Below are 25,339 nucleotides of genomic sequence, written 5' to 3'. Positions count from 1 at the left end.
CCTCACAACTCTTAGATTAGACAATACTATCACATTATTTCGGTTTGCGAAATAGATATTTTACTAGAGTTCGTTTTCTTAGTACGTGAGTCTTGTGAGATGAGTAGTAAAGCCCGGTAAAACTACTAATATAGCCCTTAAGCCTTCTTATACAGCCCATATCTGTACTGCAAGCCCTTAAACCAAATAATAACCCTTAAAGCTTCGCAAATAGCTCTAAAACTGCAACCAACCGCCCATAGAAGGTCTAAGGTTTACGACATATTCACCTGATAAGCTTACAAGGATTAACTAAATTTTTTGAATTGTCTCATCTAAAAGTTTTGTAGACTCTAGTATTTGAATGGACGCCGCTCCAATAGATTCAACTGCAAATGTTAAGTCATTAATATCCTTGCCGACTATCTCAGCGTCAGCTGCTACTTCTTGAATCATGATGGAAATACTCGCTAAGGATAAGGCTGTTTGGTCACTTTCTTTCAAACCTATATTTGCTAAACGCTGTACATCCTCAATAGATTTTACAACTTCCAATTGCGCATCGTTCGAGACTCCAATTAGCAAGTCGATTTGCTCTACAGAATTCTTGGTTTGTTCGGCAAGCCTACGCACTTCCTCCGCAACTACAGCAAAACCCTTTCCATACTCACCTGCTCTCGCTGCTTCTATAGCTGAGTTTAATGCTAGTAAATTTGTTTTTATCGCTATGTCTTTGACTATTTTTACAACATTCAAAATTTCTTGAGAGGATTGGTTTAATTTATCGATTAAACCTGACATGGAATTTGTTTTGCCGTATATTTCCTGCGAATGACTAGTTAAGGTTTTTATAATTTGCTTGCCAGTTTCCGCCTTTTCAATCGCCTTATTGGAGGTTTCGATACTTTTTGCCACCTCAGTCTCCACTTCTTTTGTCGTTCCAACTAGCTCTTCTACAGAGGTAGTTGTTTCGGAAGATTGATATTCTAGGTTAGTAACGATATTTCCCAATGTCTCTTTGATTGCTCTTTTTATTTCACCTTCTTTTTCCTTTGCTTGCTCTTCCGCATATTGATCGTAAGCCTCCACAACTAATTGTTGCTCATAGCTAATTATCTTGTTTAAAGATGATACAAATTGGATTTGTGGCTCTATTGGCAGTTGAGTTAATAGTATCTTCTCAACCAAACTATTTTGAAGCTGATAACAAGCGCCTAAATAGCTTTTCGTTTCTAGCTGAATATGCACATGCATTTTAGCAATTTTCTTACGTTTTTCTATGTATTGCTCGTTCAAAACTCCGGTAAACCATTCTTCTAAGTGCTTTACCAATGTTTGTTCTAAACGATCGCGTGAACTATGTTTATTGATAATATCCACTAATTTTTCATTTACCATTAGGGAATCGTAGAAGTTCTTCACTGCTCCGGGAATGTAAGGCACCATGAATGACTCCATTTGTTTAAGGTTTGCTAGATCTTTTTCGGAGAAATCAATCAACTGTAACTGAGATAGAATGTCTGTATCTCGAATTGCTAAGTGAACTTCAGGATTATTTAACAGATTGATTGCTGGCAAATTTCGTTTTTTCCAAAACATTTCAAACCTCCTAATTATAAAGCATTATAATATATGCTAGCAAATAGGCAATTTGTCCACAGTGACTTTTCTCACATTTTTTTATATTTTACAATTACTTTACAAATAAGGCGTTGAATATATCATTTAATTTTCTTTTCATAAAACTAGAGCCATACTACATTAGACTATGTAGTATGGCTCTTTAAAGTTGTTTAAATACAAATCAAGTAAAGTAAATTAAATTGTTCCTTACCCCATATAAACACTTTCACAAGTTCCAGGTGCTGGTTCATAATAACAATGTTGTTTATATTGACCCGCAAAAGGTTGATCATACCATGTAGGAGGGCAAGGTGCATATGGATTAAAATACCATAGTGCATATTTCCCTGGATGTTCTCTCCAATAATCCAAAGCCTTTTTTGCTAATCTTTTTTCAACAGATCTCGCTCTTTCATAAAACAAATTACCTTTTTGAACTGCTTCAAAAGAATAATTTCCTCCTTGAACTTGAAAAATGACATCTTCAATTGTTCTTACATCTTGAAAGTCTAAACAATCAGCTTTAGCACGATTAACAATTACATTTCCAACGTATAACATTCCTTGTTTACCTTCACCTTCGGCTTCTGCTCTCATCATCCTAGCCATTAAGTCCACGTCTTTACTTCTGTAATTTACTCTTGGCATTTTTTCACCCCAAAGTATAGTATGAAAAAATGCCTTCATTGGTGTCGATATCCAACTCGCAGAAAAATTTTCAAGATTCATAAATCCTTAATACGACTGGATGTAATTACTTTAAATAAAAAGAGGAACCATCAATCATTTCAACATCTTTCCTTTTTTTAATCTCATCGATTAAGAAAAACAAAGCTTCATCCTTCTTTTTCGCCTCAATCATACAATCAATCTGCGAAACCGTTTCCTTGACTTCTTTTAAAAAGTGGAAAAACATATTCACATCCACATAGTCCGAATGATGACGAAATTCAGCCTCATTTTTTGGACTAGAAATATGCATTTGATAGGAAGGGGAGAATCATCCCAAGTTGCCACTGCTCGATTCCAATTACCTTCCCAATTTTTGTTACGATGGTGGGCAAGATGATGATGGTAATCAAATACAAGCGGAACTCCTAATTTTTCGCACAAATAAAGAGTATCGTCAAATGTAAAAGAAGTATCATCGTTTTCTAGTATGATCATCTTTTGAATGGAGCTAGGAACATCATTCCAGTTATTTATAAAACGTTCCAATGATTTTTCTGTATCCTTATAGTTACCACCTATATGAAGAACACAGCGATGGGTAGGATCAATCTGCATTTCCTTTAACAGCAAATAATGCATCTTTAATGTTTTTAATGAATTAATTAATACTTCTGGTTTGGAGGAATTCAGTATAACAAAATGGTCCGCGTGAAAATCTATTCTCATATTATGTTTACTCGTAAACTCACCTATTTCATGTAGCTTTTCTTTTATCGACGGTATCATAAAATCCCAATCGGGAATATCTACATGATTGGCTAATGGAATTATTCGAGAAGTTAAGCGATAAAAATGAATTTCACTAAACATATTATGTTTAAGAAGTCTATGCGTATTTTCTAAATTAGCCAGCGCAATCTGTTCTAATTTAGAAATTGCAGCTTCACGATCTCTGTATTTTTGAAATTGAGAGAATGTCATTGTTTTGGATGGGGAAGCATTTTTTAGTTCCATACTCATCGCAACATATCCTAGACGTACAATTGTCATTTTTATCACCTCCTCCATTAGTATGGAGAAAATAGCTAGGAAGTACACTATACACAGCTAAAAAAAAACTACGAATGATTATCTCCCTCGTAGTCTCTAGAAAGTTATGAAATTTTTCTTCTTGGAATCATGTTAAAGACGATATTTAAAACGATTGCGGTCACGCTTCCTGCTACAATCCCATTACTCGTCAATATTTTCATGTTCTTTGGTAACTCAGCAAATAACTCAGGAACCACTGTCACACCAAGCCCAATACCAATTGAACATGCTATTATCATCGAATTATCCTCAGTATCGGACACTACTTTACTTAACATTTTTATCCCTTGTGCTACAATCATTCCGAACATAGCAATCATTGCTCCACCTAACACGGACTCAGGAATGATTGTTGTAAGAGAAGCAATCTTAGGGATGAAGCCAAGTACGATAAGCATTGCTCCAGTTATATAAATAACTGTTTTCGTCTTAACACCTGAGATTTGCATAAGCCCTACGTTTTGAGAAAACGATACACATTACTATTACTTTTAAACCACTGATATATCAATAACTTCATTACTTTAATAATCCCACATTTTTGATAGTCGCCTACATTTCACTATCATATTAATTCAAATATAAATCATTTACTATTATTTAGCAACATAGGATGATAACACATAAAAAAAAGAGCATAGCAGTAATGCTACAATCTCAAATACCCATATAAAAGAAATAGCCATGTTCTAAAAACAGACACCCTGATGCAGTTAATACGTTCAACAAGTTAGCAATGATGATAACTAACATAATGGATGATTTTTTTAAAAATTCCCTATAAGATACTTTAGAATTTAATTTTTTCTGTATCGCTGCTTTTATTAAACCTGTGATTATATCAATAACCATGAATACAACTAATATTGTTAGTGATATGTGCCATCCACCTATTAAGAAAACAAAGAATGTTCCTAAAAGGGTGAAGACGAATAATAACTTTTCTATTTTAACACCTCCTATAGTGTGAAATTTGGACAAAAGAAAAAGCCACATCATTTAGATGTGACTTTGTGAATTAATCCTTTTACAGAAATATATTTATCTTGAACTTTGAATACTGGTTATATAATGGTCTTCAAAATATAAACTCCCTCTATCATAAACCCATTGTTCTTTAACTCCATAAGTAGTTTCAGTTTTATTTATACTTTTTGGTTTTCCCCATGTAGATTCTATTGCTTCATAATCGGTCATACCTATAAATGGTTCATACTTTGTAGTTGATGTAGTAGTTGTCGTATTATAACTTTCTCTTTCTCGTTCTTCTTTGTTTTCATAAGATAATACAATACCACGAAGTTTTTCAATATCATATTTGCTTATCATTTCTTTTTGAGAATCACCTAAATAGTTTGAATTTCCATTGATATATTCTAATTCATCAACATAATATCCCATTGCACGAGCATCTGGTAATGAGTGAATATCTATATTTTTAACTTCTTCATGCTCTAAATATAAAGTAACGATTTCATTATATTTCTTAATCATTTTATCATCAGGAGAATTTACCCTTACTATCCATTCAAAAGCACCTAAACCTTTACTTAAACTTTCCACATCATTTTCGTTTGCTTCTAACATATCTGAATACCCACTATCATATACCGTTTGATTTAATTTTCTTTCTTCAATAAAATCCGTTATGTTATTTAAGTTGAATAATAATATAATTCCTAGAATCCCAATGATAACTAATAACTTTTTAATAAATGTCAACTTTATTTTTTTTTTCATATTCCTACCCATTGTAAACTTTCTTGATTCATTAAATGTATTTTTTTTAAATAAATCAGGAGATTGGACGAACTTGAACGGTTGAGGACTAGTATTAGGAGTTTTCCTCTCATCAATCACCTTCTGAACTTTTTTCTCATTTCCTGTTTTAAAATCTTTTATTATTCTCACCCCTGTAAACATATTTACCCATATAGTACCATGACAATATATCTAAATGATAGGTTAATTGTCAAAATTTATATGTGCGTGAAAGTTGATATACTAGGGGTTTTGTTTTAACAAGTCCAATATCTTTATTGGTATTTCTGACCCAATTCATAAAAAAATTAAAATGTTCTTTGTAAGTTATTAGAGTGGTCTTTCGCATATCTTCTAATTTCTTAGCTGAATAAAAATAATCAAATGCTTGTTGAAACGTGAATGAAACAATTACATCATCACTTAAATCTCTACCTCTAAGATGCACCCTTTTTCTCATAAAAAATGTCCCCTCCTTTAATCTAAATGAATAGAAAAAGTAGGCGACATTTTATCATATTTTACCTCAAAATATGTGGGGTATTTCAAGGTAAAATCTTATTTGAATTTAATAGTTTTACTTCTTTTTTCTTCTTGGAATCATGTTAAAGACGATATTTAAAACGATTGCGGTCACGCTTCCTGCTACAATCCCATTACTCGTCAATATTTTCATGTTCTTTGGTAACTCAGCAAATAACTCAGGAACCACTGTCACACCAAGCCCAATACCAATTGAACATGCTATTATCATCGAATTATCCTCAGTATCGGACACTACTTTACTTAACATTTTTATCCCTTGTGCTACAATCATTCCGAACATAGCAATCATTGCTCCGCCTAACACGGACTCAGGAATGATTGTTGTAAGAGAAGCAATCTTAGGGATGAAGCCAAGTACGATAAGCATTGCTCCAGTTATATAAATAACTGTTTTCGTCTTAACACCTGAGATTTGCATAAGCCCTACGTTTTGAGAAAACGTTGTATAAGGGAATGAGTTGAAAACACCACCTAATACCACGGCAATTCCTTCCGCACGATAACCTTTCGTTAGATCCTCTTTTTCTATTTTCTTCCCAAGCATATCACCGAGTGCAAAGTACACTCCAGTCGATTCGACTAACGATACTATCGCTACTAAAGTCATTGTAATAATAGGTGAAACTTCAAAAGTTGGTGTACCAAAGTAGAATGGTTGAATCATATGGAAGAAATCTGAATCTCGAACAGGAGAAAAGTCAACTTTCCCCATAAATGCTGCTGCAATTGTTCCACCAACAATCCCTATTAAAATAGAAATAGCTTTTATAAAACCTGTAGAGAAGCGGTATAACAATACAATAAATATCAGGGTACCAAAGGCTAACAGAATGTTAGAAACGGAACCAAAGTCTTCTGCTCCTTCTCCGCCCCCCATATTATTGATAGCAACGGGTATTAACGTAATCCCAATAATAGTTACAACAGAACCAGTTACAACAGGAGGGAAAAACTTTACAAGCTTCCCAAAAAATCCACTTATTAATATAACGACTACACCAGAAACAATAATTGCTCCATAAATAGCAGAAACCCCGTAATCCCCACCTATAGCGATCATTGGTCCAACTGCAGTGAATGTACATCCTAATACTACAGGGAGCCCTATTCCAAAAAATCGGTTACTCATAACCTGTAAAATGGTTGCCACACCACACATTAATATATCAATAGCTACTAAATACGTAAGCTGTTCCGTCGTTAGACCAATTGCTCCCCCAACGATTAGCGGTACAATAACCGCTCCTGCGTACATTGCAAGGACATGCTGAATACCGAGCGCAGTGTTTTTTAAAGCGCTATTCATCTTACCGTTTCCTCCTCAAAAAACTCAACTTTACCGTTTGCTAATGATTTAATATTGGCAAGTGAATCTACACGAATACCTTTATCACGAATAAGTTTTCCACCAGGCTGAAAACCCTTTTCAATAACTATTCCAACACCTGCAGTTTCTGCTTCTGCTTGATTTACAATATCTAAAAGACCTAATGCAGCTTGTCCATTAGCCAAAAAGTCATCAATGATCAATACCGTATCTTCATGGTTAATAAAATCTTTTGAAACGGAAATATCATTCGTTTCTCCTTTAGTAAAAGAGTGCACCTTCGAAGTAAATAGATTGTCAGAAAGAGTTAATGATTTACGCTTTCTTGCGAATACAACTGGAACCCCTAATGTAAGTCCTGCAAACATAGAAGGTGCAATACCTGAAGATTCAATCGTTAGTATTTTTGTTATGCCCGCATCCTTATAACGAGCTGCAAACTCGTTGCCTATTGCCTGCATTAACACAGGATCAATTTGATGATTTAAAAAAGAATCTACTTTTAATACATTTTCTGATAAAACTTTACCGTTTTTAATAATTTTATCTTGTAGTAATTTCATTATTAATCATTCCCTCTCGAGTTTTAATTTGGACAAATAAAAAGCCCGAATGATATTGCAGCCACTCAGTTATGGAGTGGAGCAATGTCATTCGAGCTAAAAAAGTCGAATCGAAATAAAATAGATTATGGCAATAATGCCATAAACCAAGTATTTCATCGCCACCCATAGTCAGCTTGTTTACGGTAAGCTGGTAGAAACTTGCAGGCCATATCCCTGCTATTATACGAGTTGTTGCTATTTGAATATTTCTCATTATAGCACGCTTATCCCTATTTACAATCACCCACAAATATGTTCTATGATTCATAAAATTCAGTCGAAATTCACAAACCAGTGGTATCTTGTGCCTAGGATTAAAGCCGTATATGCACTAGCCAAGCTGTCATGTGCTCGGGAGGATAGCGAACGTCCCAGATTTTTGCGCTATCCGCCCGAGAGAGTGGCGTATCCGTTCGAGCCAGGCTGCCATGCGCCCGATAGCATAACGCATCCGCCCTAGCCACGTCGCTATCCGCTCGGGAGGGTAGCAACGCCCCAGATTTTTGGGCTATCCGCCCGAGAGAGTGGCGTATCCGCTCGAGCCAGGCTGCCATGCGCCCGATAGCTTAACGCATCCGCCCTAGCCACGTCGCTATCCGCCCGGGAGGATAGCAACGCCCCAGATTTTTGGGCTATCCGCCCGAGAGAGTGGCGTATCCGCTCGAGCCAGGCTGCCATGCGCCCGATAGCATAACGCATCCGTCCCAGCCAGGACGCTATCCGCTTGGGAGGATAGCGAACGTCCCAGATTTTTGCGCTACCCGCCCCATAGAGTGGCGTATCCGCTCGAGCCAGACTGCCATGCGCCCGATAGCATAACTTATCCGCCCTAGCCACGTCGCTATCCGCTCGGGAGGGTAGCGAACGTCCGGGGATTTGCGCTATCCGCCCAAGAGCATAGCGTATCCGCCCGAGGCACGCTGCCATGCGCCCCCACTAAAAAAAACATCCACGCCTTATTAAAACGTAGATGTTCACGAGTGTTCAGTTTTCAATAACTTAAAGCCTTGTATAAAGTTAGATGGATTTTCTTGAATTTGAAATGGAAAAACACCTTGGTTTGTATGTAGATATAAAAGGCCACCTCCAAACGAGAATGGTTTATGAGATACATCATACACATGCTGCAGCTTAAACTTATTGCGCTCAGATATGATTCCATCCATCGTTAACTGGAGTTCGAATTGTTTTTCAACCTGCTTCATTTGAAAATAGAAATCTATTTGCCGTTCGATTTCAATATATCCTATGAAATATTTACTCATCCGCTGTACCTCCTATACCTCATCTAGTTTAACATGATTTAGGTTGGAATATACGCTAAGAGACCTTCTTAAATCATTTTCACAAATTCAGCCGTCTGACTTTCTAATTTGATAGCCGCTGATGAAATATCTTTGAACTCCTCTAAAGCAGAACGTATTTCTTCCTGACTTTTTTCTATACTTGCCTGAGAATTGCTATTACTACTCGTTACTTTCTCTACTTGCTTCGCGATGCCTTCGATATTTTCACGTACTTCCACGATGGAGTTCTCTACTCTTCCAGCTAATTTACGCACTTCCTGGGCTACTACATTAAATCCTCTTCCATGTTCTCCTGCCCGCGCCGCTTCTATCGCCGCATTCAATGCAAGTAAATTCGTTTGAGCTGCAATTTCTCGAATCGTTTGCACAATCCCGCGGATAGAATCTGCTTGTACTTGTAGGCTGTACAAAGTATCCGTATTCTCTTTTGAGCCGGTCGCAATCTCATCAATTCGCTGAAGTAATTTCTCACTTCTATTTGTACCGACCTCTGCACGTGTACTTAATTCCATTGACATCTCTTTAAGTTCTTCCGTCACATTCAGCAATATTTCATGACGTTCCGTTACATTTGTCGCGACTTTAGTTACCCCTAACACCTTTCCTGCAGAGCCAAATATCGGCATATAAGTTGCTTCTAACATAACACTATTACCTTGTTTAGTTTTACGCTCCACCTTATCTTGAAAATTCTTTCCGCCAATTAAATCCTTCCAAAACTTTTCATATTCCGGACTTTTTGCAAAAGCAGGGAAACATAATTCTTTATGCTGCTTCCCCATTAATTCACTAACAGAATAGCCGATTTCTTTTGCAAAGTTTTCATTTACATAAGCAACTCGACGATCTAAATCGAATCGGATAATAGCTAAATTCTTTTCTAAAGCCTCAACCACTGTCATATCGTTTACTTCTTCTACCTGTGAATAATTCACAATCCCCAACCCCCATGTTAATCTTTACATTGGTACATAATCAGTTAAATTCAGAATCGTTTCTTCCCCTAAGATGAATCTAGCTAGCTCTGCTCCAACAAATGGCCCTGCTGTTAAACCAGAGGCCCCTAATCCGTTGGAAAAATAAATGGACTCATAGCCAGGTAACTTCCCAATTACCGGAAGAAATTCTGGCGTATATGGTCTAAATCCTACTCGAACTTCTTCAACTGAAGCATTCTCCAGTGAACTAGCGATACTTATAGCGTTCTCTAGAAGCTCTTTCTTACCAGCCTCTGTCACCTCTGTATCATAACCAGTATTTTCTTCGTATGTAGACCCTGCTACAACTTTCCCATTATCAAATGTTAATAAATACTGATTAGTAGGAGGCAACACGACCGGCCATTCTCCAGTGTCCAAATTATTCACTAGAAAATGCATGATTTGTGCTTTTTGAAAACTAACTTTCATATCAACACCAAGCTTCTGTGGTAACTCATTGCCCCACGCACCTGCAGTAAATACGATTGCATTTGCTTCCATTAGCTGACCATCCACTTTTAAAACACCATTCGAAAATGTGGCATTGCCATAGATCACTTCTGTCCCAAGCTTTTTAGCAGCGCTTATTAATGCATCGCGCATCCCACCGCCGTCTACTCGAGCAGCACCCTCCACATATAAGGAAGTGAAGTCTTCTGATATTAGAGGAAATTGTACTTTCGTCTCTTCTGGTGATAATATTTTCAACTCACCAATTTCCGGTGCATCCACTCTTTTTTCCAGAGCTCGCTCTAGCATTTTCTGAAGTTTTTTCGGATCATTTTGAAGTGCAATAGCCCCCACCTGTTTATAGCCTGTGGAAGTTTCTCCTAAAGCCTCTAACTCTTCCACAAGCTGTTTATAATAATGTGCACCATTTTTAACTAATGCGTACCACTTTTTATTTCTTCTTTGGGAAATCCAAGGGCAAATTATTCCAGCAGCTGCAGCGGATGCCTGCCCCTTATCCTGACGATCCACTAGAGTAACCTTCACATTTCGTTTTGCGAGATGATATGCAGTGGATGCTCCCAAAATTCCACCACCTACAACTATATAAGAAGACATCAATTACTCCACTCCACTATCTAAAATAGAAAACGTTACATTTTCACAATTAATTTCCACATTTGCCCCGTACGGAAGAACAAATTTAGGTTCCGTATGTCCAAAGTTCAAGTTATATAAAATTGGCAGATTATCTAAGGAAAGCTCTTTCATGATTAAACGAATAGACTCTTTATATTCCTCATAGTATTTCTCATTTTGTGGCTTACCAAAAATAATTCCTTTTGCTTGCTGAAGAATTCCTTGAGTGCCGTAATTACGGAGCCAATATTCTAATTGACCAGGTGTTGGTAGCTCCTCAGACGTTTCGAAAAATAAAATACTGTCTTTCCAATATTCTTCTGCTGGCCAAAGCGATGTGCCTTTTGCAAATTCTAATACTTCGATACAGCCTCCTATTAATCTACCTTGCACTACCCCAGAACCTTGTAGTAGTTCATACCCTTTATTTGGATTCATCTTCCGTTTTTTATCTTTGTTTTCAACAATCCATTCTAGTCGTTCACTTGTCCATTCAGTTGCAGGCTTCACTTCACCAATTGCATCGACTGCAAACAAAGCCTTCTTCAATGCCTCTACGGTATATTCATGCATCACTACATTTTCCGCAAAATCCATTAATATAGCTGGTCCATAAAAGGAGGATATCCCTGCTTTATGACAGAATAGGTGCGTTACAGTAGAATCAGAGTAGCCTATAAATACTTTTGGATTCTCTCGAATTACATCAAAATCAATATAAGGTAATAATCGAATGCTTTCGCTACCACCAATATTAGAGAATATCCCTTTAATGGAAGGATCCTTAAATGCATTCATTAAATCTTCTGCACGTGCCTGTGGGTTTTCATATAAATAGTCGCCACCCTTCAAACTATTTGGCATTGCCACAACTTCCAGTCCAAACACATTACGTAATCTATCTACCCCTTGTTCATATCTCCATCGTAGCTCAGGTTCGCCAGCTCCTCCCCAAGACAAACTAATTGTAGCTATCTTGTCTCCAGCTTTTAGCATTTTTGGTTTTATAAGCATGAAAAATCCCCCTTTTTTATACATTATAAAGCAATCGTACCTCTGTGAATGTCTAATTTAAAAATTATTGGGTATAAAAATAATATACATACTATTTGCAATGGAAAAGGAAGTGCGAGAGATGAAATGGAAAGGTCGAGCCGGCAGCTCCAATGTAGAAGACCGTCGAGGAATGGGTGGAGGTAAAGCTATTGCCGGAGTAGGCGGCGGCTTAGGACTAATTATTATTATCATTGTTACATTACTTGGCGGAAACCCTGATGATTTGACGGGTAATCTTAGTACAACAGATCAATCGAACAGTATACCCTATGAGGAGACTGAACAAGAAAAAGAGCTATCGGAATTCGTTTCCGTTGTACTAGCTGATACCGAAAAGGTTTGGACTAAAATATTCCAAGAAAACGGCTTAGATTATGTAGAGCCAACTTTAGTGTTATATACAGATAGCGTCAATTCAGCGTGTGGTGCTGCAGGTGCATCAGTCGGACCATTTTATTGTCCGGGTGATCAAAAATTATATATCGACTTAAGCTTTTATCAAGAATTACAAACGAAGTTCAATGCACCAGGAGATTTTGCAATGGCTTACGTGATTGCACATGAAGTCGGGCACCATGTCCAAACTTTACTTGGTACAACTGAACAAGTAATGCCCCTGCGTCAGAAGTTAAATGAGGAAGAATTCAATAAATACCTTGTCCGCTTCGAGCTTCAGGCAGATTATTTCTCCGGAGTATGGGCAAAACATGCGCAAGGTCTGGGCTATCTTGAAGAAGGAGATTTAGACGAAGCATTGACTGCTGCAAGTGCTGTTGGAGACGACACACTTCAAAAACAGGCGATGGGCTATGTCGTTCCTGAAAGTTTCACACATGGTACCTCTGAACAGCGTAAAGATTGGTTTTATAAAGGCTATGAAAACGGCACGATTCAAGGTGGGGACACGTTTAATAGCAAAACTCCATAACATATTTTCTCAATGACCCGTATGTTATAATGGGATAACTAAGAAGATTGCGACAAAAGGAGTTACGCTAAAGATGAAAATACCATTCACAAAAATGCATGGCTGCGGAAATGATTATATTTACATTAATTGTTTTGAGCATGCTATCGATAATCCCAATACACTAAGCAAGCATATCTCTGACCGACATTTTGGTATTGGTGGAGATGGACTTGTATTAATATGCCCATCTGATATAGCAGATGCTCAAATGCGTATGTTCAATATAAATGGCAGTGAAGGAAAAATGTGTGGAAATGCTATCCGCTGCGTTGCCAAATACGTGTACGATAATAATCTTTCCACAAAAGAAGTGTTAACCATCGATACATTAAGTGGCATTAAAACAATTGAACTTTTTATCGAAAATGGCAAAATGACTTCCGCTAAAGTAGATATGGGCAAAGCCATTTTAGAGCCAACTCTTATACCTGTTCATTCAAAAGCATCAAATCCGCTAATAAACTTCCCCTTCGAGGTGGAAGAAAAAACATATCATATCACAACTGTATCAATGGGTAATCCTCACTGTGTTGTTTTTGTGGAAGATCCAATGTTAGTAGACTTACCACTTATTGGACCTAAATTTGAGCATCATTCGTTTTTCCCGGAAAGTGTAAATACAGAGTTTATCTCGATAGAAAATCGCAAGACTATTTATATGCGCGTATGGGAACGGGGCAGTGGTGAAACACTTGCCTGTGGAACTGGCGCTTGTGCTGCAGTAGTGGCTGCTGTCTTAAATGGACACTGCGACAAAGACGCCGATATAACTGTAAAACTATTAGGTGGTGATCTTGTTATACGCTACACCGATGAAGGAGTATTTATGACAGGGCCCGCAGTAAGTGTGTTTGATGGAGAGATTTTAATAGAGCCGATAAATTGATTGATTGCCGGAGAGCCTTTTAGTGAAAACTAGTGAGGTTCTTTTTTTATGGGCTACCTTCGTTTGTTTATGGGTTATTGATGAGGGGTTATGGGCTAAACTGAGCAATTTATGGGCTTTCGTCCGTTTGAGCAATTAGCTTGGAGGAATTATGGGCTACCTTAAGATATTTAAGAGCTATCAGCAGGGAATATAGTTTCCATTGGTATAAAACGCAAATCTATTTAATAAACTATAATCTGCGAATGTTAATTTTCAGATGTAACATTATTAAGATTTGTAACGATATTGGTAAGTCATCGTAATACTCTCGTAATAAAGTCCTGGTAAGATGTGCTTAGACTAAATAGCAAGGGGTAGAGTATTTGAGAAGAATTCTTGGGACACTCATTATTACATTTGCATTATTGGTTAGCGGAACAAGCACAAGCCTAGCCGCATCTTCAACTTATACTGTTCAAAAAGGCGATACTTTGTATAAAATTGCTAAAACGCACAAAGTCTCTGTATCAACTTTAAAATCATGGAATCATTTAAAATCAGATACGATTAAACTTAACCAAAAGTTAAAAATCTCATCAAAAGCGGCAACTGCTGCAAAGAAACCGAAAACACCTTCAAGATCTACAGATGATAAGGTAGTAAAAGAAATTGTTGTTACTGCAAGTGCATTTACAGCAACCTGTAATGGCTGCTCTGGTGTCACTAGCACAGGCATCAATCTCAAGCGTAATCCGGATGTAAAGGTCATCGCAGTAGATCCTAAAATAATTGCACTTGGTACGAAAGTTTATGTCGAAGGATATGGTTATGCAATAGCTGGAGATACAGGAAGTGCTATCAAAGGAAATAAAATAGATGTATTTTTCCCAACGAAAAGCGAGGCCTATAAATGGGGTCGCAAAAGTGTAAAAATCAAAATTTTAGAATAGAATATAACCAACTTTCTTAACTAGAAAGTTGGTTTTTTAATGAAAAAGATATCATTTCTTTGCAAATTTCTTCGTAGTAAAACTGATCATGTGGAACAAAACTCGTTTTTCCAACAACCTGGTGAATCGGACTTTTAGCACCCTCTTCATTCATTTTAAAACCGAAGATTTCTATTTCCTTTAATTCCTCTTTCCAAAGTTTAACAAACTCCGAAATCTCCACACGTACTATTCCTGAAACCTCTTCTGCCTGTAACGCAAATTGCTCCCATTCCAATACGCAGTCATACAAAAATACATGAGCTAATTCATTATCTACTAATTCACCCGTCTTAACAGAATACTTCATAACACCAAGTGAATATAATTCCTCAAAGAGCACGTCTATACCGAGCTCCTCTTTCACCTCTCTTATCCCATCAAAAACTGTTTCACTCGCGAGTAAATGCCCCGCAGCAGTAATGTCCAACAGTCCAGGATAGTCTTTTTTCAAATCACTTCGTAATTGCAAGTAAACATATTGTTTTCCCTCATGTTTACCTATAAACCAGCATTGAAATGTTTCATGCCACAAACCAAGTTTATGAATCTCCTCCCGGGTCTCCACCCCTATTTGGTTATGCTCCTCGTCAAATACTTTTAGTAGTTCTTGTTCCATATTAATACCTCTTCATTTATTTATTTTGAATAAGCTCTACGAAATTATTTAATTTTTCCAATGAAATAATGTTTTCGTTACACTTTTGACTATCCTGGCAAATATAATTCCCTCTCGTAATAAAGGCATCTTGTGTTACACCCTTGACCGATGAAGTAAACATTCCAATTTCTTCTGTGCGATTACATAATGCACAAATTCCTTTTTTGTTCGAAACTTTATAACCACCAGATATTCCGACTAATTTGTTTTTGTGTTCAACAACGAGAAATTTTTTATTGGACCCTTTATCTAACCAGCCTAAATAAGATATTTCCTTAAAATCAATACTTTCTAATGAAGGAACTTTGAGTTTCTTCGCCTTCGGAAAAATCTTTTTAATAGCAGTCTCGCTAATTTCTTTAAATGGAATGACATAGGGCTTTAGAGTTTCTAAAAATTCTTCGGCATCTAATTTTTCTTTTACTTCTACAATCGGATTCAATAGACTTTTTTGGTCTACTGTCATTTCCGCAAATAATCCGAATACCTTCTCGTATGATAATGCTTGTAAGGCATTTAAAACCGCACGATCGTTTACAGTGGCATGTCCATTTACCAATGTTTGCGCTTGTCTTTTTATAAAGTTATATTGATCACTTCTAATGAAAGGATTCATATATCCCTCTCCATTCATAATTATTTTCATTAGTCCAATTGTATCGAAAAGTAATTGCTTAATAAACGGATAAGATGATTAGGAATTGTTTTCACCATATAAATCATAAGAAAAACCGGTCAAAAAGACGCCCTGTCCCTGAAGATCAAAACCTGCTTCTATCGTTTTCGAAGGGCTTTGATTTCGCTTCTTTTGACTCCAGCGGGATGAGGGAGAAAGATGAAACATCACTACGTACCCGAAAGGGCGGTGATGGTTCATCGCTCCCCCCGCGGAACGCGTCCACCTAAAACGGAAATCATTCGTATTATTCATACTACTAAGTTCTATAAACCCAGTGTTCACGCTACATGTTTTTATACTTTCTTTTCTTTTAAAAAACTGGCAGCCCCTATAGGAGCTACCAGTGTATACTTATTACTTTGTATAAATAATTTTCTTAACAGTTTCGATAGAAAGATAATACTCTTTTGCAAGCTGCTCCATGGAAATCCCACTTCTATATGCTTCTTTTAGAGAATTATTTCGCTCATCAATCCGCTTTCTTTCCCCAGAAAGCGTTCCCCATTGTTTATAAGTTTTTCCCGGTTTTGGGATATAAATCGTTTCCCCTTGAATATACTTTTGAATTTCCTTCACTAGCTCCTCAGGTAAAACGGAAGTTGCTTTAATATATGTCATTTTACGCTCGCTCCTTATTTTTACTATCTAAATAAGGTGCAAAGCCAACATTATGAAATGGCGATAAAAATATTATAACTTCTCATACAAAGTATCGCCCTTTCATCTTTAGGCTTTGCATGAGGCGTTGCACTGTCTAGCAAGATCCTACTATTTGCCATTCCACTCACCTCCAAGTTCGCTATTTCCTATTTTAATACAAGTGAAAATTTTTCAGAACCAATAAATTGAAACTTTCATCAGGTTCTATTTTTTAGTTGTTCAAGTAATTGGCTAATCCTTTCCTTCTGGCTCGCTGTTTCTTCAGCTAAAGGTTCAATCTTATATTTTTCTTCTTTAATTGAAATATTAACTATATCTCCTTTTTTTACCTTATCATTTAGTTCAGAACTTTGGACAAGCAGGCTCTCAGTTTCATTTGGATATTTCAAAAAGACTGCATAGTCCCCTTCAAAACGGTCTAATGTATATTTATTCGAGTTCACTCACAATCTCTCCTTTGTTATTCAATAATGTGGCTGCGTCCCCATCATTTCTCCACATTTGTCCAGTCGTCCATTTCAGATAGCCTGAGCCCTCTTTTGCTTCTGAACCACTTGTTACATAAATCGTCTCCCCAGCCTGTAAGTTGATATTTGGAAACTTGAATATTTGATTGCCAATTACTGAAACTAATTGCCAGTCTTTTAAAATAATAGCAGTATCACCATAATTGGTAATCCCGACTATCTCACCTCGAAGATCTTTACTAGAAATGTTAATGCCTATTGCTGTATCAGCAATTTCAGATGGCTCCACACTTCCATTTGTTAATACGTTATAATCTTGCCCATCCGTTTCCACCACTATATTGCCAACTTCTGCAGTACCATATATTTGTGTTTTTATTTGTTCCAGTCTCGACATAACTTCCGCATCCGGATGACCATAGGAATTATCTTTACCATAACTTAAAATAGTAACCTTTGGATTTACTGCCTCGATAAACTCTTTTGAGCTACTCGTGTCTGAACCATGATGTCCAGCTTTCAAAACAGTTGCTTCTACGTTTGCGCGTTCTAATATTTCCTTTTCCACAACAGTATCAGCATCCCCCATCAATAAAAAGGAAATCTCCCCATAAGATATTTTTAATACAATAGATGCTTCATTATTATCATCTGAATCATCCCCTACATTTAAAACCTTAATATCTAGTTCATCATCTAATGAGATATTATCACCAATATTTGGCACGGTAAACGGTATAGCTTTATCTAATATAAGCTGTAGCATTTCCTCATATGTTTGAGAGGTATGTACCTTACCAGAATCCACAAAGTTTTTTATAGATATAGAGTTCAAAACGGAAATCAGTCCGCCGATATGGTCGGCATCAGGGTGAGTTGCCACTACATAATCTAGTTTTTCAACTCCCTGCTTTCGTAAGTAATCTACTACATCTTTTCCAGCTTTTTTTGTACTTCCATCGACTAGTAAATTTTTTCCGCTTGGAGATTGTACTAAAATAGAATCCCCTTGCCCTACGTCTAGAAAATGGACCTTCATCTCTTTACGAGCCTCGACTGGTACCTGAGAAGATTCTAATGTCTTGTTCGTTTGCTGATTTAGTGTACAACCACTAAGCAAAACTGCCATACATATACAAACTATCATTACTATCTTTCTCATATAAAACCTTCCTTTTCGTTGCTGTGTACCATTCTACCATAGGAAAACAAAATTCATATATTACAAATTCCCTTGACAGTTGATAACTATTCGCATAGAATAACTGTTTGTGAAAACTAACGTGGTTCGAGAACCTCCCACGTAAAAAAACTAAGGAGAAATGATAATGAAAACAAAGACTATTGCAGTAACTGGTGTAATTGCCGCTCTTTATGTTGCGGTATCTCTACTAGTGGCTCCTTTTGCATTTGGTGCAGTACAGTTTCGTATTGCAGAGATGTTTAATCACTTAATCGTATTTAATAAAAAATACTTTTTTGGAATTGTATTAGGAGTATTCATCACAAACATGTTCTCTCCAATGGCCGCTTACGACCTAACATTTGGAGTAGCTCATTCTATTATTACGCTATCACTAACGATTTTGGCAACTAAATATGTTAAAGGAAACATCGCTCGCATGGTTATTAATACAGTTCTCTTTACAATTACCATGTGTATTATCGCATTTGAATTAATGCTTGCGCTTGATTTCCCATTCTTCTATACATGGTTAACCGTTGCAGCTGGTGAATTCGCTGTACTGGCCGTCGGTATTCCGATTATTATTGCTTTAGATAGACGACTGAATTTCAAGACTCTAATCTAAATAATTCCACCCGATTCTAGTATTCTAGAACCGGGTGTTTTTTTATTCTTCTATTAAACCTTTCTCTACTAGAAAGTCTCGAGCAACATCCTCTGGTTTATCGCCATCTATATCTACTCTTGCATTCATCTTTAGCATATCTTCTTCAGATATTTGACCAGCCAACTCGTTTAGTGTATTTTCTAGTTCCGGGAATTTTTCTAATGCTTCCATACGCACGACTGGAGCTGCATCATACTTAGGGAAAAAGCCTAAATCATCCGTTGTCGTTAGCAAATCAAAACGCTCAATACGTCCATCAGTCGTAAATGCAGGTATCACATCGACGTCTCCATTTTTCAACGCTTCATACATCACATTTGGATCTAAACTTTGCGTTTCTGAAAATACAAATGGATACGTATTTATTAGATCGTCAAAGCCATCTCCTTTTCTTTCATAGAAAGCATGAGGTGCCCCAAATACCATATCACTAGTTTTAGAAGCCTCTACTAAATCAGAGTAAGTTTCTGCATTGTACCCATTATCCTTTGTATAAGCTAATGTATACGTATTTTCAAATCCAAGTGGGCTCAACCATGTAGCTTCAAACTGTTCCTCGTAGCCTTTTCTTACTTTTTCCAGCACACTATCTGAGCTTTCTCCCACCGCAGATTCCTCTTTCAAAACATCCTTTAAGCCCGTGCCAGTATACTCCACATATAGATCAATATCGCCTTTTTCCAAAGCAGGAGTCATAATTGCAACTTCTCCTAGACCTTCTTTATACTCCACATCAATATCTGTCTTTCCCTCAATATATTGTCCTAAAATCTGAGGAAGTATAAATTGTTCCGTCCATGGTTTCCCACTGATTACTAATGTTTCCTCTGAATCCGAGCAGGCACTTAAAAGCATTATTGCTGCAAGTCCCACTATCCCTATTAACTTTTTCATCCCATCATCCTCCAGTACTCATTCCTTTTGGTGTAGCTCTTTTCTCAATCCATTTCAATAGTAGATCGAATAGAATTGCTAATAATGCAACGGGTAATGCACCAGCTAAAACGAGCGAATTATTATAAGATTGCAATCCACGGTAAATTACATCCCCTAACCCACCTGCTCCAACAAATGTTGCCAGTGTAGCAATACCTACAGTCAGAACTGTAGCGGTTCGAATACCCGCCATTATAAACGGCAAAGCAAGCGGAAATTCAATCTGCCAAAGCAGCTGACTTTTCGTCATACCCATTCCTCTTCCAGCCTCTATCATCGATTCATCAATATTTGAAATCCCAGTATATGTATTACGTAATATTGGTAAAAGTGCATAAATGATCAGGGCGATTAAAGCTGTTTTAGCACCAATTCCTATTAGTGGAACGAGAAATCCGAATAATGCTAAACTAGGAATTGTCTGAAAGATCGCGGTGATTCCTATAACTGGCTCCGCTACTCTACGATATCTTGCAACTAATATCCCTAAAGGTAGGGCAATTGCAATCCCTACTGCTAAAGCTATAAAGGATAAGTAAATATGTTGCATAAATGCCTCTTGTATTAAATCTGAACGACTTTGAATCGTTTCTATAAAATTACTCACTTATAACACCTCTTCCTTTACAAGCATTGCTCGAAGAAGTATTGATTGGTTAACAAAGCCTAGCTCCTTATTACTTTGCATTACTAGCAGCCCTCTCGTACTTTCATTTTCCAGTAAAGCGATAGCTTCTTCCACTAACATAGAACCGTCAACCTCTAGATAATGAGATCCCCTTTCACCATCAAAAAATGAAGCGAAGTCCTGTAACTCTCTTTTGCCAACCGATTTTTTTCTATTGATACGTTCGATCCCAATAAAGTTTTTCACAAAGTCATTAATAGGGTTTTCTATTATCTCTGCTGGTGTTCCAACTTGCTCAATCATTCCATCTTTCATGACGACAATCATATCCGCAATCTTTAATGCCTCATCTATATCATGAGTAACAAAAATGATTGTTTTTTTTATTTTTTCCTGCAAATACTTTATCTCATATTGCAATTGTTCACGGCTTATCGGATCCAGTGCACTAAATGGTTCATCCATTAAAATAATATCCGGGTTCGCAGCAAGCGCCCGCACAACACCTATTCTTTGCTGCTGACCACCACTTAGCTCAAGTGGATATTTACGTAGAAATTGGTCGGGTTCAAGTCCAACCATCTTCATTAACTCATGAATTCGAGCTGTCGTCTTCTCCTTTGGCCATCCTTTCAAATTCGGTACAAGCGCAGCATTTTTTTCAATCGTCATATGAGGGAACAAGCCAATTCGTTGAATAACGTATCCAATCGTTTTACGTAGCTCAACGGGATCTATAGTGGATATTGCTTTATCCTCCACGTAAACTTCACCAGACGTAGGAGTTTCTAAGAGATTGATCAGTTTTAATAGGGTAGTTTTACCGCAACCACTCGGTCCAATAATGACCACTAATCGCTCTTTCGGAATTGTTAAAGAGACATCCCTCAAAGCATTCGTTCCATCAGGATATACTTTCATAATATTTTCAAAACGAATCAAATCACTGGCCTCCTTTCTTCTACTATATTTAGTTTCTACTATATTTACCCTAAAAAGTTTATGATAAAGCCTTTTATCCGATCTATTTCGTGAAAAATTTTGGAGTTTGTGGAAATCATCGTTTATGTTGTGCTCTCTCGTATAGGGAACTTGCTCTCTTGTATAGCTACTGGTGGCTCTCGTTTAGAACTCGGCGGCTCTCGTTTAGAACAATTTCTCTCTCGTATAGGGGCTGATCGCTCTCGCATAGCACAGGCTCTCTCGTTTTGACCTCGGTGGCTCTCGTTTAGAACAATTTCTCTCTCGCATAGGGGCTGATCGCTCTCGCATAGCACAGGCTCTCTCGTTTTGACCTCGGTCGCTCTCGTTCAGAACAATTTCTCTCTCGTATAAGGGCTGATCTCTCTCGCATATTGCAGGCTCTCTCGTTTAGACCTCGGTGGCTCTCGTATAGAACAATTTCTCTCTCGTATAGGGGCTGATCTCTCTCACATAGCACAGGCTCTCTCGTTTTGACCTCGGCGGCTCTCGTATAGAACAGTTTCTCTCTCGTATAGAGGCTGATCTCTCTCGCATAGAACAGACTCTCTCGTTTAGACCTTGGCGGCTCTCGTTTAGAACAGTCAAAAGTATCTACTTTCACTTCCAAATGTACGCATGCAAAAACCGCCTCCTTCAGGAAGCGGCTCACTCTGTTATTATTCTTTTACAAACTCGATGGTGCTACGTACTGTGTCGATCGGACGCACTAGTCCTTCGATTTGTTCTCGTTTTGGTTCTAAGAAAGGAGGCAATGATAGTTTTTCTCCTAGAGTTTCATATGGTTCGTCTCCCATAAATCCTGGACCATCTGTTGCAAATTCAAATAGGATTCCGTTTGCAACTCTCGAATACAATGATTGAAAAAAGAAACGATCGACGAATCCTGATGTCTGGAAGCCGAAGCTTTCCATACGATGTGTCCATTCATCTAGCACTGCTCTATCTTCAACTCGGAAAGCAGCATGGTGAACTGTTCCAAAACCTTGACGACCTGGTGGAAGAATGATATTTTTTTCCACAATAACCTGTGCACCATTACCACCTTCACCTACTTCAAATAAGTGAAATGCTCCGTTCTGTCCAATTTCTTTAAATAATAGAACCTTTTCAAGCACTTCTTTCATATAATCAAATTCTGCAATACGAATAGTAATCGGACCTAGACCGGTAATAGCATACTCTAGTGGAATCGGACCTTTTTGCCATGGTGTACCTGCTGCAACACCTTTATTGTTTTCGTCTGACACTAGTTGATAATGTTGATCATCGAAATCTACAAATGACAATACTTTAGTTCCGAATTGCTCTTGGATTCCAGTATGCTTCACATCTAGTCGATCAAAACGTTTTACCCAGTAATCTAAAGCCGCGTCAGTCGGTACACGGAAGCCCGTACGGTATATTTCATTTGTACCATGCGTCCCCTTTGGAATGTTTGGAAAATCGAAGAACGTCATATCCGTTCCAGCTCCCCCAACATCATCTGCAAAAAACAAATGATAGGTTTGAATATCATCCTGGTTGACTGTTTTCTTAACGAGTCGCATGCCTAATACATAAGTGAAAAATTTGTAATTTTCTTCAGCACTGCTTGTAATTGCAGTAACATGGTGCATACCTTTTAAGTGATTCATATATATTCCTCCAATATTTTGTCTTTAATTTAATTATCTTCAATTCGAAGTAATTTTATCATGAATAAAAAAACATGTCAACAACTCCATTCTTCCACCAAATTACAAAAGAAAACCACCTATTAGAGTAATTTTTCACAAATAAAAAAACTGTCCCAGTTAAGACAGTTTCTACTTGCTGCTGAAAATACGTATCATACTTATTAAACATTCTTAATCACAAATGCAATTACTATCTTTGTTTTCATATTTAGTAATCGTAATCATTGTCTTTCTCAGTGGATTTATTTATGATCTACAAACATATTTAATAATATAACACCAAATATATTATTTTTATAAGCTACCCATTTCTCTCTTTTCAATAAAATCTTCTTCCCATACTTCTTTCTTATCTGTAACTAAAAGATATTGGAATCTTGCAAATAGCTCTTGAATCTCTTTCTGCTCATTTATAATGGTCATACTTTTATTGTATTCTTTTTCATCTGCATATCTAGAAATTTCTATCCATTTTGTTTCATCATCTTTGCTATTGATTTACATTGTATGAAAATTTAAATATTTGCTATAGATTTCTGAGGCTTTTTCTTGAATACTTAAATATTCTTCAACCTTATCTTGTTGTATATGGTACTGATAGATTTTAACAAACATATTTACTCTCCTTTTTTGTCTAAACCTCTTCCTCTAGTCAAACCAGGAATATGTCGTTCAATTCCAATGTTTTGCACCAGTCCTTGTTCTACCTTTCCACCCCATCTTCTTTAATTCCTTGGTGATTAACATATTAAAAAAACCATGACCAACTAAAACGATTGATTTATGTTCATTCGTGTGATCAATTAATTGCTGCGCGGCCTTCTTTGCCCTTAATCTCGCCTGACTCAAAGATTCACATTGATTAGAATAGCCGCTAAACCATAGCAATCTTAAAATAACTGCCCATGTATTTGGCTTTAATTTTATATTTAATAATATTCTTGGACTAGCGGGTAACTCGGTTTCTCGAAACAAGGAGTCAGAAATGGTTTTTGTTTTTGAATTTAATAATTTTGCTGAAACAACAGATCTTTTCAAATCACTTGTAATTACAAGCTTCGCAGCTGTTACTTTTTCGATTGTCCCTACAGGATAGACCGACTCTTCAAATACTCCATTAAAATCATATTTTTCAACCCACTTCTTAAAGTCTGCAAAAGCTATTCTATCATTTTCTATTAATTGTGATTTACCGTGCCTTATCAATGAAATCTCCATTTCATACTCCTTAATTATTATAATAAGAAAAAGAGCTATCTAAGTAGCTTAAAAGTTATTAAGTATACAAAATATTGAGTAGAACCCTATGTATTTCTCCATACAGTTGCATATTTCTTTTGATATTTACTGTCTTCTTCTGTTGCAATGAGATCAAGTGAGGTTTGTTTTATTTCTTCTTGTTTTGTCTCATCATATAGATTTCTAAGACCTTGAATAATATCAAATCGGATCAATGTGTAATTTTTTTCTTCGGCGCAGTTTCTAAAGCGATCAGTCAAGTGATTAATAAGCAGCTCTTTTTGTTCAACTCCTGCTAAACCTACTCTCCATATGGATTGCAAACTATGTCTTGCAGTAACAAACTTAGGGTCTTTTGTCACTTTCCACAATGAAGAAAAATCATTAAGCATTCTCTTCTCAGGGTCGCTTATTGCTAAATGAGAAAGAAATTGTGCTGCAAGTGATCTTTTATGATTGTCTCGATTGTTTAAGTCTTGTAATAATTTATCCCAAACCTCATATGCCCAGTCTACTTCTTTTTCTGTAACCGCCAATAAACTTTTGTATGCTTCATATTTCATTTCTTTGATTGGTGATTTTAAATCGTCAAAATACCTTTGAATCTGTGCTTCCATTTTATCAGCTCCTAAAAGGGTAGTGTATGTATTTTACTATAGCACTTATCTAATTTTTAGTTATATTTTTCATTG

The 25,339-nt window shown here is 36.9% G+C and carries 26 protein-coding genes, 2 pseudogenes and 2 riboswitches; of the genes and pseudogenes, 4 read left to right on the top strand and 24 right to left on the bottom strand.

Features of this window, described 5'->3' with window-relative positions; genetic code table 11:
* Window positions 1-291: 291 nt before the first annotated feature.
* The 12 genes and pseudogenes from MKY37_RS15070 to MKY37_RS15015 all read right to left on the bottom strand — a co-directional run bounded on the left by MKY37_RS15070 (window position 292) and on the right by MKY37_RS15015 (window position 11,995).
* Window positions 292-1,578 (bottom strand): globin-coupled sensor protein, encoded by a 1,287-nt coding sequence (locus tag MKY37_RS15070; RefSeq protein ID WP_340778437.1) that lies wholly within the window; start codon window positions 1,576-1,578, stop codon window positions 292-294.
* A gap of 231 nt (window positions 1,579-1,809) precedes the next feature.
* Entirely contained in the window at window positions 1,810-2,250 is a 441-nt protein-coding gene (locus MKY37_RS15065) for a cell wall hydrolase (protein ID WP_340778435.1), read from the bottom strand.
* A 106-nt stretch (window positions 2,251-2,356) separates the two neighbouring features.
* A pseudogene (gene uvsE / locus MKY37_RS15060) lies at window positions 2,357-3,324 on the bottom strand (UV DNA damage repair endonuclease UvsE).
* 104 nt (window positions 3,325-3,428) lie between these two features.
* Window positions 3,429-3,839 (bottom strand): annotated as a pseudogene (locus tag MKY37_RS15055) (solute carrier family 23 protein); the annotation flags it as partial.
* A 184-nt stretch (window positions 3,840-4,023) separates the two neighbouring features.
* Window positions 4,024-4,347: a phage holin family protein gene (locus MKY37_RS15050; protein WP_340778432.1), complete on the bottom strand. Its 324-nt coding sequence runs from the start codon at window positions 4,345-4,347 to the stop codon at window positions 4,024-4,026.
* 60 nt (window positions 4,348-4,407) lie between these two features.
* The gene (locus MKY37_RS15045) at window positions 4,408-5,289 is read right to left on the bottom strand and encodes a hypothetical protein (protein WP_340778430.1); all 882 of its coding nucleotides are present in this window, start codon (window positions 5,287-5,289) and stop codon (window positions 4,408-4,410) included.
* Window positions 5,290-5,704: 415 nt separating this feature from the next.
* Window positions 5,705-6,979, bottom strand: coding sequence for a nucleobase:cation symporter-2 family protein (locus MKY37_RS15040; RefSeq protein ID WP_340778428.1), 1,275 nt, complete (start codon window positions 6,977-6,979; stop codon window positions 5,705-5,707).
* The gene (locus tag MKY37_RS15035; protein ID WP_340778426.1) at window positions 6,976-7,563 is read right to left on the bottom strand and encodes a xanthine phosphoribosyltransferase; all 588 of its coding nucleotides are present in this window, start codon (window positions 7,561-7,563) and stop codon (window positions 6,976-6,978) included. The genes MKY37_RS15040 and MKY37_RS15035 overlap by 4 nt, the downstream gene beginning before the upstream one ends.
* 148 nt (window positions 7,564-7,711) lie before the next feature.
* Window positions 7,712-7,813: riboswitch (purine riboswitch) on the bottom strand.
* Between the two features lie 766 nt (window positions 7,814-8,579).
* Complete coding sequence (locus tag MKY37_RS15030) at window positions 8,580-8,870, bottom strand: hypothetical protein (protein WP_340778424.1); 291 nt, start codon at window positions 8,868-8,870, stop codon at window positions 8,580-8,582.
* A gap of 68 nt (window positions 8,871-8,938) precedes the next feature.
* Window positions 8,939-9,847: a methyl-accepting chemotaxis protein gene (locus tag MKY37_RS15025; protein WP_340778422.1), complete on the bottom strand. Its 909-nt coding sequence runs from the start codon at window positions 9,845-9,847 to the stop codon at window positions 8,939-8,941.
* 24 nt (window positions 9,848-9,871) lie between these two features.
* Window positions 9,872-10,960 (bottom strand): NAD(P)/FAD-dependent oxidoreductase, encoded by a 1,089-nt coding sequence (locus MKY37_RS15020; protein WP_340778421.1) that lies wholly within the window; start codon window positions 10,958-10,960, stop codon window positions 9,872-9,874.
* A 3-nt stretch (window positions 10,961-10,963) separates the two neighbouring features.
* Window positions 10,964-11,995: a S66 family peptidase gene (locus MKY37_RS15015; RefSeq protein WP_340778419.1), complete on the bottom strand. Its 1,032-nt coding sequence runs from the start codon at window positions 11,993-11,995 to the stop codon at window positions 10,964-10,966.
* A 121-nt stretch (window positions 11,996-12,116) separates the two neighbouring features.
* Here MKY37_RS15015 and ypfJ point away from each other — a divergent pair, with 121 nt between their 5' ends.
* The 3 genes from ypfJ (at window position 12,117) to MKY37_RS15000 (ending at window position 14,825) form a co-directional block, all read left to right on the top strand.
* Complete coding sequence (ypfJ, locus tag MKY37_RS15010) at window positions 12,117-12,965, top strand: KPN_02809 family neutral zinc metallopeptidase (RefSeq protein WP_340778417.1); 849 nt, start codon at window positions 12,117-12,119, stop codon at window positions 12,963-12,965.
* Window positions 12,966-13,038: 73 nt separating this feature from the next.
* Window positions 13,039-13,893, top strand: coding sequence for a diaminopimelate epimerase (dapF, locus tag MKY37_RS15005; protein WP_340778416.1), 855 nt, complete (start codon window positions 13,039-13,041; stop codon window positions 13,891-13,893).
* 365 nt (window positions 13,894-14,258) lie between these two features.
* Window positions 14,259-14,825 (top strand): 3D domain-containing protein, encoded by a 567-nt coding sequence (locus MKY37_RS15000; RefSeq protein WP_340778414.1) that lies wholly within the window; start codon window positions 14,259-14,261, stop codon window positions 14,823-14,825.
* 16 nt (window positions 14,826-14,841) lie between these two features.
* Here the strand turns inward: MKY37_RS15000 and MKY37_RS14995 are convergent, their stop codons facing one another.
* The 5 genes from MKY37_RS14995 to MKY37_RS14975 all read right to left on the bottom strand — a co-directional run bounded on the left by MKY37_RS14995 (window position 14,842) and on the right by MKY37_RS14975 (window position 18,493).
* Window positions 14,842-15,483, bottom strand: a complete 642-nt coding sequence (locus MKY37_RS14995) for an NUDIX hydrolase (RefSeq protein WP_340778412.1) — start codon at window positions 15,481-15,483, stop codon at window positions 14,842-14,844.
* A gap of 16 nt (window positions 15,484-15,499) precedes the next feature.
* Window positions 15,500-16,141 (bottom strand): FusB/FusC family EF-G-binding protein, encoded by a 642-nt coding sequence (locus tag MKY37_RS14990; protein WP_340779952.1) that lies wholly within the window; start codon window positions 16,139-16,141, stop codon window positions 15,500-15,502.
* A gap of 417 nt (window positions 16,142-16,558) precedes the next feature.
* A complete protein-coding gene (locus MKY37_RS14985; protein WP_340778410.1) occupies window positions 16,559-16,822 on the bottom strand; it encodes a CD3324 family protein in 264 nt (87 codons plus the stop codon).
* A 239-nt stretch (window positions 16,823-17,061) separates the two neighbouring features.
* Window positions 17,062-17,307, bottom strand: a complete 246-nt coding sequence (locus MKY37_RS14980) for a DUF3006 domain-containing protein (RefSeq protein ID WP_340778407.1) — start codon at window positions 17,305-17,307, stop codon at window positions 17,062-17,064.
* On the bottom strand, window positions 17,294-18,493 hold the full coding sequence (locus MKY37_RS14975; RefSeq protein ID WP_340778404.1) for an MBL fold metallo-hydrolase: 1,200 nt from the start codon (window positions 18,491-18,493) through the stop codon (window positions 17,294-17,296). The genes MKY37_RS14980 and MKY37_RS14975 overlap by 14 nt, the downstream gene beginning before the upstream one ends.
* A 115-nt stretch (window positions 18,494-18,608) precedes the next feature.
* Window positions 18,609-18,653: riboswitch (PreQ1 riboswitch) on the top strand.
* 6 nt (window positions 18,654-18,659) lie between these two features.
* Between MKY37_RS14975 and MKY37_RS14970 the strand changes: the two genes are divergently transcribed.
* Window positions 18,660-19,142, top strand: coding sequence for a QueT transporter family protein (locus MKY37_RS14970; RefSeq protein ID WP_340778401.1), 483 nt, complete (start codon window positions 18,660-18,662; stop codon window positions 19,140-19,142).
* A gap of 42 nt (window positions 19,143-19,184) precedes the next feature.
* On the opposite strand, the gene MKY37_RS14965 is transcribed toward MKY37_RS14970, so the two are convergent.
* The 7 genes from MKY37_RS14965 to MKY37_RS14935 all read right to left on the bottom strand — a co-directional run bounded on the left by MKY37_RS14965 (window position 19,185) and on the right by MKY37_RS14935 (window position 25,264).
* Complete coding sequence (locus tag MKY37_RS14965) at window positions 19,185-20,078, bottom strand: glycine betaine ABC transporter substrate-binding protein (protein ID WP_340778399.1); 894 nt, start codon at window positions 20,076-20,078, stop codon at window positions 19,185-19,187.
* Window positions 20,079-20,082: 4 nt separating this feature from the next.
* Entirely contained in the window at window positions 20,083-20,727 is a 645-nt protein-coding gene (locus MKY37_RS14960) for an ABC transporter permease (protein ID WP_340778397.1), read from the bottom strand.
* Window positions 20,728-21,690 (bottom strand): ABC transporter ATP-binding protein, encoded by a 963-nt coding sequence (locus MKY37_RS14955; protein ID WP_340778395.1) that lies wholly within the window; start codon window positions 21,688-21,690, stop codon window positions 20,728-20,730.
* A 698-nt stretch (window positions 21,691-22,388) separates the two neighbouring features.
* Window positions 22,389-23,366 carry a ring-cleaving dioxygenase gene (locus tag MKY37_RS14950; RefSeq protein ID WP_340778393.1) on the bottom strand — a complete coding sequence of 326 codons (978 nt, stop codon included), beginning with the start codon at window positions 23,364-23,366 and terminating at the stop codon, window positions 22,389-22,391.
* 336 nt (window positions 23,367-23,702) lie between these two features.
* The gene (locus MKY37_RS14945) at window positions 23,703-23,831 is read right to left on the bottom strand and encodes a hypothetical protein (RefSeq protein WP_340778391.1); all 129 of its coding nucleotides are present in this window, start codon (window positions 23,829-23,831) and stop codon (window positions 23,703-23,705) included.
* A 249-nt stretch (window positions 23,832-24,080) separates the two neighbouring features.
* Window positions 24,081-24,626, bottom strand: coding sequence for a histidine phosphatase family protein (locus MKY37_RS14940; protein ID WP_340778390.1), 546 nt, complete (start codon window positions 24,624-24,626; stop codon window positions 24,081-24,083).
* A gap of 86 nt (window positions 24,627-24,712) precedes the next feature.
* Window positions 24,713-25,264 (bottom strand): hypothetical protein, encoded by a 552-nt coding sequence (locus MKY37_RS14935; RefSeq protein ID WP_340778388.1) that lies wholly within the window; start codon window positions 25,262-25,264, stop codon window positions 24,713-24,715.
* Window positions 25,265-25,339: the final 75 nt, after the last annotated feature.

The organism is Psychrobacillus sp. FSL K6-2836, from assembly GCF_038003085.1.
Taxonomy (GTDB): Bacteria; Bacillota; Bacilli; order Bacillales_A; family Planococcaceae; genus Psychrobacillus.
The sequence above is the reverse complement of the archived record's forward strand: the minus strand, read 5'-3'. Positions and strand labels throughout refer to the sequence as shown.